Annotated in this window: 19 protein-coding genes, 1 tRNA gene and 2 other annotated features; all 20 genes read left to right on the forward strand. The window is 44.0% G+C overall.

Annotation, left to right across the window (positions count from 1 at the left end; all coding sequences use genetic code 11):
* The first annotated feature begins 66 nt into the window (after positions 1-66).
* The 20 genes from ACPUYX_RS07975 (at position 67) to rpoB (ending at position 17,355) form a co-directional block, all read left to right on the forward strand.
* Positions 67-543 (forward strand): CarD family transcriptional regulator, encoded by a 477-nt coding sequence (locus tag ACPUYX_RS07975; protein WP_426379192.1) that lies wholly within the window; start codon positions 67-69, stop codon positions 541-543.
* Positions 544-639: 96 nt separating this feature from the next.
* Entirely contained in the window at positions 640-1,815 is a 1,176-nt protein-coding gene (locus ACPUYX_RS07980; RefSeq protein WP_426379286.1) for a PIN/TRAM domain-containing protein, read from the forward strand.
* Positions 1,808-2,500 (forward strand): 2-C-methyl-D-erythritol 4-phosphate cytidylyltransferase, encoded by a 693-nt coding sequence (gene ispD / locus ACPUYX_RS07985; RefSeq protein ID WP_426379193.1) that lies wholly within the window; start codon positions 1,808-1,810, stop codon positions 2,498-2,500. The genes ACPUYX_RS07980 and ispD overlap by 8 nt, the downstream gene beginning before the upstream one ends.
* Positions 2,501-2,510: 10 nt before the next feature.
* Complete coding sequence (gene ispF, locus ACPUYX_RS07990) at positions 2,511-2,996, forward strand: 2-C-methyl-D-erythritol 2,4-cyclodiphosphate synthase (protein WP_426379194.1); 486 nt, start codon at positions 2,511-2,513, stop codon at positions 2,994-2,996.
* A 22-nt stretch (positions 2,997-3,018) separates the two neighbouring features.
* On the forward strand, positions 3,019-4,467 hold the full coding sequence (gene gltX, locus ACPUYX_RS07995; RefSeq protein ID WP_426379195.1) for a glutamate--tRNA ligase: 1,449 nt from the start codon (positions 3,019-3,021) through the stop codon (positions 4,465-4,467).
* An 84-nt stretch (positions 4,468-4,551) separates the two neighbouring features.
* Positions 4,552-4,763 (forward strand) — a binding site (T-box leader).
* A gap of 78 nt (positions 4,764-4,841) precedes the next feature.
* Positions 4,842-5,588 (forward strand): serine O-acetyltransferase, encoded by a 747-nt coding sequence (cysE, locus tag ACPUYX_RS08000; RefSeq protein WP_426379287.1) that lies wholly within the window; start codon positions 4,842-4,844, stop codon positions 5,586-5,588.
* Positions 5,485-6,915: a cysteine--tRNA ligase gene (cysS, locus tag ACPUYX_RS08005; protein ID WP_426379196.1), complete on the forward strand. Its 1,431-nt coding sequence runs from the start codon at positions 5,485-5,487 to the stop codon at positions 6,913-6,915. The genes cysE and cysS overlap by 104 nt, the downstream gene beginning before the upstream one ends.
* Before the next feature lie 17 nt (positions 6,916-6,932).
* The gene (locus ACPUYX_RS08010; RefSeq protein ID WP_426379288.1) at positions 6,933-7,337 is read left to right on the forward strand and encodes a Mini-ribonuclease 3; all 405 of its coding nucleotides are present in this window, start codon (positions 6,933-6,935) and stop codon (positions 7,335-7,337) included.
* A 24-nt stretch (positions 7,338-7,361) separates the two neighbouring features.
* Entirely contained in the window at positions 7,362-8,042 is a 681-nt protein-coding gene (gene thyX / locus ACPUYX_RS08015) for an FAD-dependent thymidylate synthase (protein WP_426379197.1), read from the forward strand.
* Positions 8,039-8,788, forward strand: coding sequence for a 23S rRNA (guanosine(2251)-2'-O)-methyltransferase RlmB (gene rlmB, locus ACPUYX_RS08020; RefSeq protein WP_242976052.1), 750 nt, complete (start codon positions 8,039-8,041; stop codon positions 8,786-8,788). Before thyX ends, rlmB begins: the two co-directional genes overlap by 4 nt.
* Positions 8,789-9,126: 338 nt before the next feature.
* Positions 9,127-9,777 carry an RNA polymerase sporulation sigma factor SigH gene (gene sigH, locus ACPUYX_RS08025; RefSeq protein WP_047808613.1) on the forward strand — a complete coding sequence of 217 codons (651 nt, stop codon included), beginning with the start codon at positions 9,127-9,129 and terminating at the stop codon, positions 9,775-9,777.
* Positions 9,778-9,875: 98 nt separating this feature from the next.
* Positions 9,876-9,951, forward strand: a tRNA-Thr gene (locus ACPUYX_RS08030).
* Positions 9,952-10,121: 170 nt separating this feature from the next.
* Positions 10,122-10,271: a 50S ribosomal protein L33 gene (gene rpmG / locus ACPUYX_RS08035; protein WP_014825554.1), complete on the forward strand. Its 150-nt coding sequence runs from the start codon at positions 10,122-10,124 to the stop codon at positions 10,269-10,271.
* Positions 10,272-10,356: 85 nt separating this feature from the next.
* Entirely contained in the window at positions 10,357-10,578 is a 222-nt protein-coding gene (gene secE, locus ACPUYX_RS08040) for a preprotein translocase subunit SecE (protein ID WP_047808614.1), read from the forward strand.
* A 42-nt stretch (positions 10,579-10,620) separates the two neighbouring features.
* A complete protein-coding gene (gene nusG / locus ACPUYX_RS08045; RefSeq protein ID WP_426379198.1) occupies positions 10,621-11,148 on the forward strand; it encodes a transcription termination/antitermination protein NusG in 528 nt (175 codons plus the stop codon).
* Positions 11,149-11,182: 34 nt separating this feature from the next.
* A complete protein-coding gene (gene rplK / locus ACPUYX_RS08050) occupies positions 11,183-11,611 on the forward strand; it encodes a 50S ribosomal protein L11 (RefSeq protein WP_088228164.1) in 429 nt (142 codons plus the stop codon).
* A 49-nt stretch (positions 11,612-11,660) separates the two neighbouring features.
* Positions 11,661-12,353: a 50S ribosomal protein L1 gene (gene rplA, locus ACPUYX_RS08055; protein WP_426379199.1), complete on the forward strand. Its 693-nt coding sequence runs from the start codon at positions 11,661-11,663 to the stop codon at positions 12,351-12,353.
* 38 nt (positions 12,354-12,391) lie between these two features.
* Positions 12,392-12,522: a sequence feature (ribosomal protein L10 leader region), on the forward strand.
* Positions 12,523-12,546: 24 nt separating this feature from the next.
* Positions 12,547-13,074: a 50S ribosomal protein L10 gene (gene rplJ / locus ACPUYX_RS08060; RefSeq protein ID WP_088187394.1), complete on the forward strand. Its 528-nt coding sequence runs from the start codon at positions 12,547-12,549 to the stop codon at positions 13,072-13,074.
* 51 nt (positions 13,075-13,125) lie between these two features.
* Complete coding sequence (rplL, locus tag ACPUYX_RS08065) at positions 13,126-13,506, forward strand: 50S ribosomal protein L7/L12 (protein ID WP_047808619.1); 381 nt, start codon at positions 13,126-13,128, stop codon at positions 13,504-13,506.
* Between the two features lie 474 nt (positions 13,507-13,980).
* Positions 13,981-17,355 carry a DNA-directed RNA polymerase subunit beta gene (rpoB, locus tag ACPUYX_RS08070; protein ID WP_088187395.1) on the forward strand — a complete coding sequence of 1,125 codons (3,375 nt, stop codon included), beginning with the start codon at positions 13,981-13,983 and terminating at the stop codon, positions 17,353-17,355.
* The last annotated feature ends 24 nt before the right edge of the window (positions 17,356-17,379 follow it).

Below are 17,379 nucleotides of genomic sequence, written 5' to 3' on the forward strand. Positions count from 1 at the left end.
GATATAATTTTAAAATTTTGACCCGGACATTGTAACTTGTTATAATGGTAAGAAGGGGGTGGCTGAATGTTTAATGTTGGTGATAAAGTTGTTTATCCAATGCATGGTGCCGGGATCATTGAATCCATTGAGGAACGGGAAGTTCTCGGCGAAATAAGCCAATATTATGTCATGCATTTGCCTGTGGGTAATATGAAGTTATTTATACCTTTGAAAAATGTTGAAAACTTGGGCTTGCGGCAAGTTATATCACCGTCCATGGTTAAAGACGTCTTAGAGGTATTAAAGACAAAAGACACGGCGACGACCCTGGCCTGGAATCGACGTTATCGTGCCAACCTGGAAAAGATAAAGAGCGGCAATATTTTTGAAGTTGCTAATGTAGTACGCAGCCTTGCTCAAAGGGAAAATGAAAAAGGACTTTCAACCGGGGAAAAGAAGATGTTTGAAAACGCTTGTCAGATCTTGATTAGCGAGCTTGTTCTGACGGAAGGATCTGAAGAGGATGCGGTAAGGCAATGGGTTTCTAAAGCCTTGGCTTAAAGGATTATATTCCCTTTGCTTGAAAATAAATGGAATTAACTGTATAATTGGAAAGACTTTTAGTCAAACTATGATAAAAGAAAAGGAGGTGAAATGATGATTCGCAATTTAATTCGCGGGATCATCACCCTATTATTTGGTGCATTGGGATTTTATGTAGATTACCTATTATTGCGTCTTAATCTTTTACAATCGTTTAAATGGAATTTTTCCCCTGTTTGGACCTATGTTGCTATGATTTTCCTCTTTGCTTGTCTGGGTTTTCTAGTGGCACCTGTGACTATTCGTTCTGTTCTTAAACTGATGCGGTGGCTGGATTCCCGCTTAACCAGAGTCCCGACTCATGATTTGATGGGTGGGGCTATTGGTGGAATTATTGGACTTATTATTTCAAGTTTATTTAGTAATTCATTTATTAGTATCACCTTTTTTGGTCCGCTGCTTGCGGTACTTTTAAGTCTTTTCTTAGGTTATCTTGGCGTTACAATAGGTATGAAACGCAAAGAGGATGTTTTGGGATTCCTTAATTTCATACCTAAATTCAGGGATCGCGGAGAAAAACAGAAGGAAGTAAAGGCCGATCAGATTTTGGGGACTGGGGAGAGTATTGCTGTTGAGGGCCCTCACTATAAAATTCTTGACACAAGCGTAATTATAGACGGCAGAATTGCTGATATTGTCAAAACAGGGTTTATTGAGGGAACCTTACTTATTCCAAGCTTTGTATTAGAAGAGCTTCGCCATATCGCAGATTCTTCTGATCTGTTGAAACGAAATCGAGGACGCCGAGGGCTGGATATTCTTAATCAGATCTCTAAGGAAACAGCCATTAGGGTTCATATACACGAGCAGGATTTCGAAGATGTTAACGAGGTCGACAGTAAACTGGTTCGTTTGGGTCAAGTTTTGGATTCGCCTCTTTTAACCAATGACTATAATTTAAACAAAGTCGCTGAACTTCAGGGCGTCAAGGTTTTGAATATTAATGAATTAGCCAATTCCCTGAAACCAATTGTTCTCCCTGGGGAAGAGATGCTGGTTCAAGTCATGAAAGAAGGAAAGGAACCGGGTCAGGGTGTGGCATATCTGGATGACGGAACGATGATTGTCGTGGATACGGGTCGTCGTTATATGGGACAAAATATTACCGTATTAGTAACCAGTGTTCTGCAGACAGCTGCCGGCCGCATGATTTTTGCAAAACCTAAAAGTTCTCTGGAAAAAAAGTCGATGGGTCTTCGTCCAACGGATGAGGTGAATGCGATTGGCTGAATTAGGCATCGTTATTCCTGCAGCGGGTCAAGGTAAACGGATGGGGGCCGAAGGCAATAAACAATTTCTTAGCTTAAGGGGACAACCTATTTTAGTCCATACGGTAAGAGTATTTCAAATGTCCGACTGCGTCTCGGAAATAGTGATTGTTGGGGCAGAAAATGACCTTGCTTTGATCAAAGACCTTGTTATTCGGTATAAGTTAGATAAAGTAGCAAGGATTTGCCAAGGTGGAGTCCAACGTCAAGATTCCGTTCGCTTAGGGGTACTAGCGCTCAGTTCCACTATTCAACGAGTAGTGGTTCATGATGGGGCTAGGCCCCTTTTGACATTGAAGGATTTTCATCGCTTTTTGCAAGCCGCCGAAGGGTTTACGGCAGCGACCATGGGGATTCAGGTCAAAGATACCATTAAGCAGATTAATGATTTCGGATGTGTAACAGATACCCTGCCCAGAGAACGTTTACGGGCAGTACAAACACCTCAAATTTTTGAACGTCAGACGTTAGAGGCAGCACATCTTCGTGCCGCTTCTAACGGGTACTATGGCACAGATGACGCATCTTTGTTAGAATGGATGGGGTATCCGGTTCAGGTAATTGAGGGCTCTCAGGAGAATATCAAGGTTACTACGCCGGAGGACCTTTGGTTAGCGGAACGCATTTTAACAATGCGCGAAACATAGATTTGGGGTGTTGAAAATTAGAGTTGGAATAGGTTATGATGTTCATGCTTTGGTTGAGGGGAGACCTCTGATCTTGGGTGGCGTGGAGATTCCCTATGAAAGGGGTTTGCTTGGACATTCGGATGCGGATGTTTTAATTCATGCCCTTATGGATGCCTTGTTAGGGGCATTGGCACTTGGAGATATAGGGTCTCATTTTCCTGATCATGATCCTCGGTATGCCGGAATTTCCAGTCTTCTCTTGTTGGAGCGAGTTGTCGAACTGATTAAAGGGCAGGGTTACCGCGTCGGAAATATTGACAGTCTTATTGTGGCAGAGCGTCCGAAGCTTGCTCCTTTCATACCCCGGATGCGCGCAAATCTCGCTCGGGCTTTAAATGTTGACCTTGAAAGCGTATCCGTGAAAGCAACAACTACGGAACGACTGGGCTTTGAAGGACGAAGTGAAGGCATTGGGGCCCAGGCTATTGTTAATGTCGTAAAGGATAAGAGATAAAAATGTTTTAAGGTGGTTTGTTATGAAAGAAGTTAGGACGAGATTTGCTCCAAGCCCGACAGGCTATATGCATATTGGCAACTTAAGAACTGCTATTTATGAATATTTAATTGCGAAATCTCAGAGCGGAAAATTTCTATTAAGAGTAGAAGATACAGATCAAGCCCGTTTTGTCGAGGGCGCTGTTGAAGTGATATTAAAAACGCTGAATATTGTTGGCCTAAAGTACGATGAAGGCCCTGATATCGGGGGACCTTATGGGCCTTATGTCCAAAGTCAAAGGAAATCAATCTATAAGGAATATGCCGATAAGCTGGTTGAATTAAAAGGTGCTTATTACTGCTTTTGCTCTAAAGAGCGAGGCGAGGGCTTAGGAAACGACAGTCAATCTGGGGCTGTTCCTATCAAGCATCATTGTCAATGTAAACATTTAAAATCAGCGGAAATCTCGGAAAAGCTAAGCAATAATGAATCTTGTGTTGTGCGGCAATGGATACCTGAGGAAGGTATAACAGAGTTTCATGATCTTGTCTACGGTACGGTTTCCGTCGCTAATTCAGAACTCGATGAGGGAGTGCTTTTAAAGTCTGATGGATTGCCAACCTATAATTTTGCCAATGTAGTTGACGATCATTTGATGGAAATCACCCATGTTGTGCGCGGATCGGAATACCTCTCCTCCACACCGAAATATAATTTGCTTTATAAGTCTTTTGACTGGGACATTCCGGAGTATATTCATTTACCGCCAATTATGAAAACGGCCGAAAAGAAATTAAGCAAACGTGAAGGCGATGCTTCCTTTGAAGATTTTATTTCTCAAGGGTATCTACCCGAAGCTATTGTAAATTATATTGTTTTGTTGGGATGGAATCCGGGGACTAATGAAGAATTCTTTACGCTCCAGGAGCTTGAGAAACTATTTAATGTTGAAGGTTTAAGCAAGTCTCCGGCAATCTTTGATGTTAATAAATTAAAGTGGATGAACGGCGAATACCTGCGAAGATTAAGTCTGGAAGAATTTAATGCTTTAGCCCTGCCTTATTACCAAGATGCTCTTGGTGCAGGCATCGATGCCCAAAAGGTCAGTGCCCTATTACAAAAGAGAATAGAAATTCTCAATGAAATTCCGGAGAAGATTGATTTCTTCAAGAGCCTCCCGGATTATGATATTAACCTATTTGTCCATAAGAAGATGAAAACAGACGCTGTTAATTCCTTAAGTAATTTAAAGGCGGCCCGTGAGGCTTTAACTGCTTTGGAAAACTGGGACCTGAGTGAACTGGAGAAAACTTTGGCCAACGTCATTTCACAACTTGGAGTCAAAAATGGACAAGTTCTCTGGCCTCTTAGAACCGCTCTTTCCGGCAAGGAGTCAAGTCCTGGCGGTGGTGTTGAATTGGCTGAAATATTAGGTAAAACAGAAACTCTGCGCAGACTGGACATTGGGATCAGTAAATTATCAGTATAACTTAACTGGAATAGTACCCGGAAATGGTATGACACTTTATTGACAGCGGCAGGGATCTGTCCTATAATTGGACATTAATTAATAATTAAGGCTATGATGAGAAAGAGTACAAAAAGGATTGCCCTTAGCGAAGATGGAATTGGTGTAAGCCATCGGCAGGAATTTTTGGAAGTGCATCTCTGAGCTGAAGGGCAGAATTAAAGTATGCCTTTCCGTGTTAACTGCGTTAAAGTTTTGAGTTGGAATGACTTGGGTCGTTCAATCAGAGTGGAACCGCGGAATCTTTCGTCTCTGGACGGAGATTCTGCTTTTTTGTGTCCGATTTTTGGCTAAGAGAATACGATGAAAAAGGAAAGGGGTGTCTGCCAGCGATGATGTTTGGGCAACTTCGACGCGATATTCGCGTTATTTTCGAACGGGATCCTGCTGCTAAAAGTATACTAGAGGTTATCTTTTGTTACCCGGGTTTTCATGCGGTGCTTTTTCATCGCCTAGCTCATTGGTTATATAAACATAATTTTGTACTGTTACCGAGGATGATCTCTCAATTTTCAAGGTTTCTCACGGGAATTGAGATTCATCCGGGCGCTACAATCGGGCAAGGATTTTTTATTGATCATGGCAGCGGCGTGGTGATTGGCGAAACTGCAGAAGTTGGTGATAATGTTACGTTGTATCAAGGGGTTACTCTTGGGGGAACCGGAAAAGAAAAAGGCAAACGGCACCCGACTATTGGCAATAATGTTGTTATTGGGGCGGGAGCTAAGATTTTAGGTTCATTTAAAGTTGGAGATAATGTTAAAATAGGAGCGGGCTCTGTTGTAAATAAGTCTGTTCCCAGTGATACAACTGTCGTAGGCATACCAGGCAAGATTGTCCTTCATCATGGGGTTCCAATTAAAGATCCTGATTTGAGGCATGACGATCTTCCGGACCCGGTCAATGAAATGCTTCGATGTTTAATGCAGCGAGTTGAATATTTGGAAAAACGTTTAAAAGAAGAGGAGAGTCGATACAATGTCTTTAAAATTATTCAACACCATGACCCGGCAGAAAGAGGAGTTCAAACCCCGGAAGAGCGGGAAAGTTGCGATGTATGTCTGCGGTCCGACGACGTATAATTACTTTCATGCGGGAAATGCACGAATGTTTGTTGTTTTTGACATGATAAGGCGTTACTTCATGTATAAAGGATATGAGGTCCGCTACGTACAAAATTTTACGGATGTTGATGACAAAATTATTCAGAGGGGCAATGTGGAAGGAATGGACCCTTTGGCTTTAGCGCAAAAGTATATCGATGAGTATTTTAAAGATGCTAAAGCTCTTAACATTCTTCCGGCTACGGTTCATCCCAAAGCTACGGAACATATACCGGAAATGCTCGAAATTATCCAGGGGTTGATTAAAAAAGGCCTTGCCTATGATGTCGATGGAGATGTATATTTTGCTGTAGATCAATTTCCTGGTTATGGAAAGCTCTCGGGCAGAACATTAGAGGATATGAAGGCCGGTGCAAGGGTTGAAGTGGATGAACGCAAACACCATCCTATGGACTTTGCTCTCTGGAAAAAGGCCAAACCGGGAGAACCGGCCTGGGAAAGTCCCTGGGGTATGGGACGTCCCGGATGGCATATTGAATGTACGGCTATGTCTTTGAAATACTTAGGAGCGGGCTTCGACATTCATGGCGGGGGCGGAGATTTGGTTTTTCCGCATCATGAAAATGAAATCGCCCAGACGGAAGGTTATTTAGATGGCCAAACCTTTGCTCATTATTGGATGCACAATGCTTTCTTGACGATTAATCAGGAAAAGATGTCTAAGTCCTTAGGAAATTTCTTTACGACCAGGGAACTGTTGGCCAAAAATTCCGGAGAAGTGATTCGCTTTTATTTACTTGGAACTCATTATCGCAGTCCGTTGGATTTTAACGACGAGAATTTGGGAATGGCCCAAAAAGGGCTTGAACGATTACAGACAAGCGTTCGTTTAGCCCAGCAAGCCCTGGAAAGGACTGAATCCGCTAAAAATGAGCAGGCTGAGCAGGGATTAATCAAGGTTGCAGAAGAAGCACGCCAGGCCTTTGAAAAGGCGATGGATGACGATTTTAATTCAGCTTTGGCTTATGCGGCGCTTTTTGAATTAGCCAAGACGATGAACGGATCTGTTCAAGAACATCCTGCTTTTTCAGAAGGTCTGGCTAAAGCTCAAAAAACTCTCATTGAACTGGGAGAAATATTAGGCTTCGATTTTCTGCATCCGGCTCAAGTTCAGGTAGAAAATGAAGAGATGCTCTCTAAGGTAATGGATCTTGTTCTGCAGATCCGCTCTAAAGCCCGACAGAAAAAAGACTGGGAAATGTCGGACTTTATCCGGGATGCCTTTAAGGCTCAGGGAATTGTAATTGAGGATACTCCACAAGGTGCGAGGTGGAAGATTAAATAGGTTTGAAAGGTGACCGTATGCGCAGTTGGCAAGAGATGAATCCTTTAACCCTGGCGTATTTGGGGGATGCTGTCTACGAATTATGGGTTCGAACCCATTTGCTGGAGTTAGGGAATGAAAAAGTTAAGGAACTTCACAAACAAGCAATTAATTATGTTCGGGCGGGGGCTCAAGCGCAGATTTTACAAGCCCTTTTTCCGGAACTTGATGATGTTGAACGGAAGGTTGTTTTACGTGGAAGAAATGCTAAAGGCGGGTACCCGAAAAATGTTGACGTGGTAACCTATCGTTATGCTACGGCTTTTGAAAGTTTAGTTGGATATTGGCAATTAAGCGGACAAGCTCAGCGTATGCAGTGGGCCTTTAGTCAAGTTGATGGAATTATTGGCAAAGGACCCAGCGGAATCGGTTTAGAAGAATGATGAAGAGGAAAGAAGGCCGTCGAGATGAGAGTGGATCTAATTCAATACACGCCAGATCCGGAAAAGGTGGTGGCCGCTGCTGCTCGGTTGTGTTATTCGGCAGATCCTGTGCCTGAACTTTTGGATCGCTTAGAGGATGAGACGGTGGCGCGCTTTGTGCGTAAACTGCGTGATATGGGACATTTATCCCCCTTTGAACATGTGAGCTTCCAGTTTTCAATCGATGGTGTCTCGCGGGTCTTGTCCCATCAATTAGTGCGTCATAGAATTGCCAGCTACTCTCAGCGCTCTCAGCGTTATGTCAAAGAGAATGGCTTTGACTATGTCGTTCCCCCAAGCATTCAGCGCAGCCCTGAGGCTATGGAGCGTTTTGCAAAGGTTATGGCAAACCTTCAAGAAGAATATCAAGCCCTTCAGGCTATGGTGCCTGCGGAAGATGCTCGTTTTGTTCTGCCCAACGCCTGTACCACCTCTTTAATGGCTACCTTTAACGCTCGCTCCTTATTAAATTTCTTTGAACATCGAACCTGCATGAGGGCTCAATGGGAAATTCGCGCTTTGGCAGAGAAGATGCTGAACCTGGTACGGGGCCCGGCTCCAAACCTTTTCAGCGAAGCGGGACCGACCTGTGTGACTCAGGGAGTATGTCATCAGGGCACTTATAGTTGTGGAAGATTACAAACCCTTAAAGGAAAGAAGACGTGAACAAGTTGAACGATGAAATCGTTTATGGTAAAAATCCGGTTATTGAACTGCTGAGAAGCGGTAAACCTGTCAATAAAGTACTTATGGTTTCGGAGAATACCAGCGAGAGGAATCATGAAATCCTTTCTCTGCTGCAAGAACGGAACATTCCCTATCAGTTTGTAAAACGACAGGTTCTTGACCGTTTAGTGCAGAAGGAAAGCCATCAAGGTATTTTAGCTTATGTTGCTGCCAGAGAATACGCTGAAGTGGAGGATATTCTGGCACTGGCTGAAGAACGGCAGGAAGATCCCTTTATTCTGATGCTGGACGAAATTGAAGACCCGCATAATTTGGGTGCCTTGCTGAGAACCGTTGATGCTGTCGGGGCCCATGGGGTTATTATTCCGAAACGCCGCAGTGTTTCGTTGACCGGAACTGTTGCTAAAACATCGGCCGGAGCGGTTGAGCATGTTCTGGTTGCTCGTGTAAGTAATTTAGTTCAAACCATTAAGGATTTGAAAAAGAAAGGCTGCTGGGTGTCCGGAGCGGAAGCCGGAGGAGGCCATGTATTTACAGCAGATCTCACAGGCCCGCGAGTTATCGTCATTGGCAGTGAAGGCAAGGGAATTAGCCGTCTCTTAAGGGAGAATTGCGACGAAATTGTCAGCTTGCCTATGAAAGGCAAGGTGACTTCGCTTAACGCCAGTGTCGCAGGATCAGTCATGCTCTATGAGGTCTTAAGGCAAAGATCTATAAAGCCATAAACTAGAGACGGTGTAGAAATGTGAAATCGTTTGGCTGAAGCTGAACATCGAAACTTCAGTGGGGGGCGGAGTCCCCTATCGAAGAAAGCACGATTGGATAAAAATTAGACTTGAAAGATTGGACGTCACTGGTTATGATACTTCTAAAAGAGTAGCTTTCACTCAATATTGAACTTCGGAGATTGAATATCAGGACTCAAATGACGCCCATGCGACAGAACAACCAAAACTTCGCCTTGACGCTTTTCTTAGGGGTCGGGTATAATGAGAATGTTCCCATGGACAAGGGCTAGGCGAGATTGCGTCTTCTTCATGACGACATTGTAGGGGGGATCAACTTGACTTTTCAAGCCCAACCAGAACTACCAGAGTGCGAAATCATCGACATTATCGTAGATGAAGAGATGGTTGAGCTTGCCAAGGAAGGCGACGCTACAGCACTAGAGTATCTAATCAACAAATACAAGAACTTCGTTAGGGCAAAGGCTCGTTCCTATTTTCTCATAGGTGCGGATCGCGAAGATATTATTCAAGAAGGAATGATTGGACTCTATAAGGCCATAAGAGACTTTCGCGGCGATAAGCTCTCATCGTTCAGGGCATTTGCGGAGTTATGTATAACCCGCCAGATTATTACTGCTATTAAAACAGCTACAAGGCAGAAACACATTCCCCTTAACTCGTATGTCTCACTCAATAAGCCAATATATGACGAAGATTCTGATCGGACATTGCTTGATGTTATCTCAGGAACTCGTATTACGGATCCGGAGGAACTGATCATCAGCCGAGAGGAATTCGATGACATTGAGGAAAAGATGGGTGAGATTCTCAGTTCCTTAGAATGGAAGGTACTGATGTCCTACTTGGAAGGGAAGTCCTACCAGGAAATTGCTGTTGACTTGAAAAGACATGTGAAATCAATCGATAACGCGTTGCAGAGAGTGAAGAGGAAACTTGAACGCTATCTTGAACGTCGGGATGGGTAATTTTACATAAATTCCTGGAAAGAAAAATGCTTGCATTTTTTTATAAAAAGTGCTAGATTATATGAGTGCCACTCAACAAGAGAGGTGCTAAACAAAATGCCAACGTAGCTCAATTGGTAGAGCAGCTGATTTGTAATCAGCAGGTTGCGGGTTCGAGTCCCATCGTTGGCTCCATTTATTTTGAAGTTGAAAGGCAGCGCTGCTGTCTTTTTGTTTTATTCACTACGAACGCTGGCCAAGTTACTTCATCCCGTATTTTCTTGACAGGGTAATCATCTTGTGATACAGTACTTGAGTAATGGAATAAATGCAGCGTCCTACTGTTGTCTGGGAGGTGTTCGTGAGTGCGTGTGGGCATTATTTTAGCGTGTACGGATTGCAAGCACCGTAACTATGCTACGATGAAGAACAAGAAGAATAATCCTGATCGTTTAGAAGTCCAAAAGTATTGTAAGTTCTGCAAAAGCCATACTCTCCATAAAGAAACCAAGTAATTTTTTTTTGTGACGTTTTAAACTGTACGCCAGGAAGCGTTGTCACAATGTCGAGGACACCGATGTCGTTTAAGGATGTGAAGTGATGGGCGCGTTGAAAAAACCAGCTAATACTCAGAAGCAAGCGGATAAGACGAAGGACTACTTTCGCGGAGTTCTGAGTGAATTAAAAAAAGTTCACTGGCCAAGTCGTAAACAATTGCTTGCCTACACGGGTGTAGTATTTGTTGCGGTGGGGATTGTTTCTGTTCTCATGTGGGCTGTGGACGGCGGTTTAAGTATTGCCTTAACCAAGCTAGTGCCCTAAACTGCGAGTTTCTGCGGCAGTGTCTGAGGAGGTCCCTGAGAAATGGCTAAAGACTGGTTTGTTATTCATACGTACTCGGGTTATGAAAATAAAGTTAAAATGAATCTCGAAAAACGCGTAGAATCCATGAATATGGAGGAGAAGATCTTTCGCGTTCTTGTTCCCATGGAAGACGAGGTTGAGTTCAAAAATGGGAAGGAAAAAGTAACGAAGCGTAAGGTTTATCCGGGATATGTTCTTGTTGAAATGGAAATGACCGATGACTCATGGTATGTTGTTCGCAATACACCGGGAGTAACGGGTTTTGTGGGTACAGGAACTAAACCGATTCCACTCCTTGAAGAAGAGGTAATCCAGATTCTCCAGCAAATGGGAATGGATGATCTGCGTGCTAAAATTGATTTCGAGGTTAATCAAACGGTTCAGGTTATAGCTGGGCCATTTAAAGACTTTGTCGGAGTGGTTCGAGAAATATTCCCTGATAAGGGCAAGTTGCGTGTGGAAGTATCGATGTTTGGAAGAGAGACGCCTGTGGAATTAGATTTCGGACAGGTTCAAAAACTCGACTAAAATAGGGATTATTCTATCAAGGAGGTGTTAAACTATGGCAAAGAAAGTAATTGGTTTGGTCAAATTAGCAATCACTGCAGGTAAAGCTACACCGGCACCTCCGGTTGGTCCGGCTCTTGGTCAACATGGGGTCAATATTATGGCCTTCTGTAAAGAGTACAATGAGCGCACAAAGGATCAAGCTGGGCTTATTATTCCGGTGGAAATCACGGTCTATGAAGATCGCTCCTTTACCTTTATTACCAAAACTCCGCCTGCGTCTGTCCTACTTAAAAAGATGACCAATATTAATTCCGGCTCATCTGAACCCAATCGCAAGAAGGTTGCCACGATCCCTAAATCTAAAGTTCGCGAAATTGCGGATATGAAGATGAAGGATCTGAATGCAGCAAGTATAGAGGCAGCAATGCGGATGGTTGAAGGTACAGCCCGAAGCATGGGTATCGATGTTGTTGAAGGCTAAAATGAATTGTGGGAGGGTTTTGCCCGCATAACCACAAGGAGGTAAAAGAATGGCTAAGGTTGGAAAAAGATATCAAGAGGCCGTAAAGACCTTTGATCGCACAGGATATTTCGAACCCCTTGAAGCATTAACGCTCGTGAAGGCTAATGCCAAAGCAAAATTTGATGAGACGATCGAAGTTGCTTTTAAATTAGGAATTGACACCCGTCATGCAGACCAACAAATTCGCGGTGCTCTTGTGCTCCCTAACGGAACCGGAAAAACTCGTTCTGTTTTGGTCTTCGCCAAGGGAGACAAAGCGAAAGAAGCAGAAGCAGCAGGCGCAGATTTTGTGGGTGCTGAAGACATGATCGCTAAGATTGAACAAGGCTGGTTCGGATTTGATGTCGTAGTAGCTACTCCGGATATGATGGGAATGGTCGGTAGATTAGGCCGTGTACTCGGACCTAAAGGCTTAATGCCAAACCCTAAGACTGGAACCGTTACCCCGGATGTAACTCGTGCCATCAAGGAAATCAAAGCTGGTAAGATTGAATATCGTGCCGAAAAGGCTGGAATTATCCATGCTCCTATTGGCAAAGCATCTTTCAGTGCAGAACAGCTGTTAGAGAACTATCGTACGTTAGGGGAAACCATTGCTAAAGCAAAACCTGCTGCTGCTAAAGGTCAATATATCCGCAGCATAACGGTTAGTTCGACGATGGGTCCCGGCGTAAGAATTAATCCGGTGAAGGCTCTCTAAAGTTCTCTTGACAGTATTCTACAATGAGGGTACACTTATCAGGAATTAAATATCCGCTGTAGATAGCAGGTGCCATTGAGCTTAATGTCCTGCCGAGGTTGGAAAACGTGCCGATAGATATACTTGGCATTCTTAACCTCTGCAGCTGCGGAGGTTTTTTGCTGAGTTGCCCTATAGGAAGGAGGTACACAGAATGCCTAATATCGAGGAAAAAAGCCAGGTTGTCTCAGAAATTAAAGAGAAGTTTCAACAATCTTCAGGGGTTGTTTTAGCTGATTACCGTGGACTCACAGTAGCTCAAGTGACTCAATTACGGGCGCAGCTTCGTCAAGCTGGCGTGGAGTATAAGGTGTTAAAAAACACCCTTGTACGACGAGCAGCTCAAGAAGTAGGAGTCGAAGGACTTGAGTCCTATTTAGAAGGACCAACAGCGCTTGCTTTTAGTAAAGATCCGGTTGCTCCTGCTAAAATCTTATTGGATTTTGCCAAAGCAAATAAGCTTAAGAGCTTTGCCATTAAGGCTGGAGTTTTAGAAGGCAAAGTAATCGGACCTGACGGAGTTAAAAATCTTGCTGATCTACCGTCACGGGAAGTATTGCTGGCCATGGTTCTGCGCGGTATGCAAGCGCCTTTGGCAGGTATGGCCAATGTTCTTCAAGGGCCTATTCGCAAAATGGGTTACGCTCTCGAAGAAGTGCGTAAGCTTAAAGAAGCTCAATAATTTTAATGTCAGAAACATAAAATGTTTCATAGTTTAAGGAGGAAATAAAAAATGTCTAAAGTTAATGAAATTCTCGAAGCAGTTAAAGGTTTAACTGTCCTCGAACTCTCTGAACTCGTAAAAGCTTTTGAAACCGAATTCGGTGTCAGTGCTGCAGCTCCAGTAGCTGTCGCAGCTGTTGGCGGAGCTGCCGCACCTGCAGGTGAAGCAGCTGAAGAAAAAACTGAGTTTGATGTTATCCTTACCAACTGCGGTGCATCCAAAATCAATGTTATTAAAGTTGTTCGCGAAGTAACTGGTTTAGGCTTAAAAGAAGCTAAAGATCTCGTAGATAATGCTCCGAAACCTATTAAAGAAAAGGTTGCTAAAGATGAGGCTGAAGCTGTAAAAACTAAATTAACTGAAGCTGGCGCAACTGTCGAAGTTAAATAGTTTAGAGAATATAAGAAGGCGCTCTCTAAGTAGAGAGTGCCTTCTTTAATTACAGGCAAGATAGTTGTCTTGCGAAAATACATTTCCCTCCTACTCCTTGAACCGAAAATATTCATGAATATTTATATTTTCATGCCGCTAGGCGGCAATCTTCACCGCCAACGCCATTATTAGTGTCATATCTTCATTATTTATTCCTCTAACTTTGAAGATTTTCTTGACACTGTATGATGGATTTGGTATAATTTATAACTGTTACTATACATAGATGAAGGTATTTGCTTGATTCTTCCATGCTATGGCAATTACTAGAAAGCATTGGATAATAAGGAGATAGTAGTTTGGAATTGTCACGATGATGCGGAATACCATAGATAGTTAAGCGAGGTTTTATTTAAAGGCCTTGCTTTTGGCTGTCTATGTCAATATATTATACCTCAATGAGAGAAATGCGCACTGAGGGGTGAAGCGTTAATGTTCTATCCTGTTAAGGTCGGGGTACGGGAGCGCTGGAGTTATTCCAGAATTCGGGAAGTCCTTGACATGCCAAATCTAATTGAAATCCAGCAGAACTCCTATCGATGGTTTCTTGATGAAGGATTGCGCGATATGTTTCGCGATATTTCCCCGATTCAAGACTTTACGGGCAACCTTGTTTTGGAATTTATCGATTACAGCTTAGGAGAACCCAAGTACCAGGTTGAGGAGTGTAAAGAGCGAGATGTAACGTTTGCGGCTCCTTTGCGGGTAAAAGTACGCCTTATTAACAAAGAAACCGGGGAAGTTAAGGAACAAGAAGTCTTCATGGGCGATTTCCCGCTAATGACAGACAAAGGCACCTTTATTATCAATGGTGCTGAGCGTGTTATAGTCAGTCAGCTTGTTCGTTCACCGGGTGTTTACTATGCGGAACAAATTGATCCGAGTGGTAAGAAACTTTATGGGGCTACGGTGATTCCAAACCGTGGAGCGTGGTTGGAATTTGAATCGGATATTAATGATAATATTTTTGTAAGGGTTGACCGTACACGTAAGCTTCCGGGCACAGTACTCATCCGTGCTTTGGGATATTCCAGCAATGGACAGATTCTGGAATTGTTCAATGATAACGAATATATTCGTGCTACCCTGGAAAGAGACAATTCGGAATCTACCGAAGAAGCTCTCGTTGAAATCTATAAACGATTACGACCAGGTGAACCTCCAACTGTCGACAGTGCCCGCTCGCTGTTAGAAGCCTTATTTTTTGATGCTAAGCGTTACGATCTGGCAAAGGTTGGCCGTTACAAGCTTAATAAGAAGTTAGGTTTAGACATTCCCATGGAGGTTCGTCATCTGACCCGCGGGGATATCGTGGCGAGCATCCAACGAATGTTGGACCTGATGGAAGGCGGAGGATTTAAGGATGACATCGACCACTTAGGGAATCGCCGCTTGCGTTCGGTAGGAGAACTGCTCCAAAATCAATTTCGCATTGGTTTATCGCGAATGGAACGTGTTGTCCGTGAACGAATGACTATTCAGGACGTCGAAGTCATAACTCCACAAGTTTTAATAAATATCCGTCCTGTTGTGGCGGCGATTAAGGAATTCTTCGGCAGCAGCCAATTGTCACAGTTCATGGATCAAACGAATCCCTTAGCTGAGTTAACTCATAAAAGGCGTTTAAGTGCTTTGGGACCGGGTGGCTTGAGCCGTGAACGGGCTGGTTTTGAAGTTCGTGACGTTCATCACTCCCATTATGGGCGGATGTGTCCTGTAGAAACCCCTGAAGGTCCGAACATTGGCTTGATCGGTTCCTTAAGTACCTTTGCCCGCATCAATCCTTACGGGTTTATAGAGGCTCCATATCGTAAGGTGGATAAAGAAAACGGCAGAGTTCTCGATGAGATTCACTATTTAACGGCCGATGAGGAAGAAAAGTACGTTGTTGCTCAGGCTAATGCGCCTCTTGATGAAAGTGGCAATTTCCTCTTAGATAAAATTGACGGGCGCCACGGTCCTGATTTCGTGCATGTTTCACCGAGCCAAGTGGACTATATGGATGTATCTCCGAAGCAAATGGTTTCAATTGCTACCGCTTTGATTCCGTTTTTGGAGCATGATGATGCTAACCGGGCACTAATGGGCTCAAACATGCAGCGCCAAGCCGTTCCCCTCTTGCGCACAGACTCTCCTTATGTGGGAACTGGGATGGAATATAAGACTGCTAAAGATTCAGGAGTTTGTGCGATCACCAAACAAGCTGGGGTTGTCGAACGGGCAACAGCGGATGAGATCGTAGTCCTTCATGACGATGGCACTACGGAACGGCATAAACTGCTTAAGTACTTGCGCTCGAACCAAGGAACATGTATTAACCAGAGACCGATCGTCAAGAAGGGCGAGAAAGTTGAGGCGAGTCAGATTGTTGCTGACGGACCCTCCACTGACTATGGTGAACTTGCTCTGGGACGAAATGTCTTAGTGGCCTTCATGACTTGGGAAGGGTATAACTATGAGGACGCTATTCTGATTAATGAAAAGCTTGTCCGAGAAGATTATTATACGTCAATTCATATTGAGGAATATGAATCCGATGCCCGGGATACAAAGCTGGGGCCTGAAGAAATTACTCGGGATATTCCTAACGTCGGAGAAGATGTCTTGAAGGATCTTGATGAACGTGGAATCATTCGCATTGGTGCGGAAGTTCGTCCTGGGGATATTTTAGTCGGTAAAGTTACTCCCAAGGGAGAAACGGAGCTAACAGCTGAAGAACGCTTGCTGCGTGCTATTTTCGGCGAAAAGGCCCGCGAGGTTCGGGATACTTCTTTACGGGTTCCTCATGGTGAAGCCGGAAAAATTGTTGATGTCAAGGTCTTTACCCGGGAAAACGGAGATGAATTGTCACCGGGCGTTAACCAGCTGGTACGTGTCTATATCGCTCAGAAACGTAAAATCTCTGTTGGCGACAAGGTGGCAGGCCGGCACGGAAACAAAGGGGTCATTTCCCGGATTATGCGTCAGGAGGATATGCCCTTCATGCCGGATGGCACACCGATCGAGGTTGTTTTGAATCCTCTGGGTGTTCCTTCGCGGATGAATATCGGTCAGGTCTTGGAAACTCACTTAGGCTGGGCGGCCAAAGCTCTGGGTATTCGCATTGCTACTCCGGTTTTTGATGGTGCGCGGGAAGAGGATATATTTGAAACTTTGGAAAAGGCCGGGCTTCCCAAAGACGGCAAGACGATGTTGTACGACGGACGTACGGGAGTGCCTTTTGACAGTAAGATTACTGTAGGCTATATGTATGTCCTCAAGCTGCACCATTTGGTTGATGATAAAATCCATGCCCGTTCGACAGGTCCGTATTCCCTGGTAACGCAACAACCCTTAGGAGGGAAAGCGCAATTCGGCGGACAGCGATTTGGAGAAATGGAGGTTTGGGCTCTGGAAGCCTATGGAGCATCTTATACTCTCCAAGAAATTCTAACCGTTAAATCTGACGATGTTGTCGGCCGCGTCAAGACCTACGAAGCTATTGTAAAAGGGGAAAATATCCCCGAACCGGGAATTCCTGAGTCCTTTAAAGTATTGATTAAAGAAATGCAGAGTTTGGGATTGGATGTTCGAGTGCTCTCCTCAGATGATCAGGAAATTGAGATTCATGATACTGATGAGGATATCGCGGAAACTGCTAAAGAACTTGGTATCGATCTGCATGAGGAACTTCCGGCCCCAGGCCCTCGTCTCGTAGAAACCGAAGATGAGGATGAAGAAGAAACTGTGGATGAAGAAGACCCTCTTGAAGATCTGAATGAAGAAGTCCTCGAAGAAGAGGAAATAGATTTCGACGATCTCAAATAGTCCCCCGGAGGAAAGGAGCGATAA

Origin of the sequence: Desulfosporosinus sp. SYSU MS00001, assembly GCF_049943955.1 — a bacterium.
Taxonomy (GTDB): Bacteria; Bacillota; Desulfitobacteriia; order Desulfitobacteriales; family Desulfitobacteriaceae; genus Desulfosporosinus.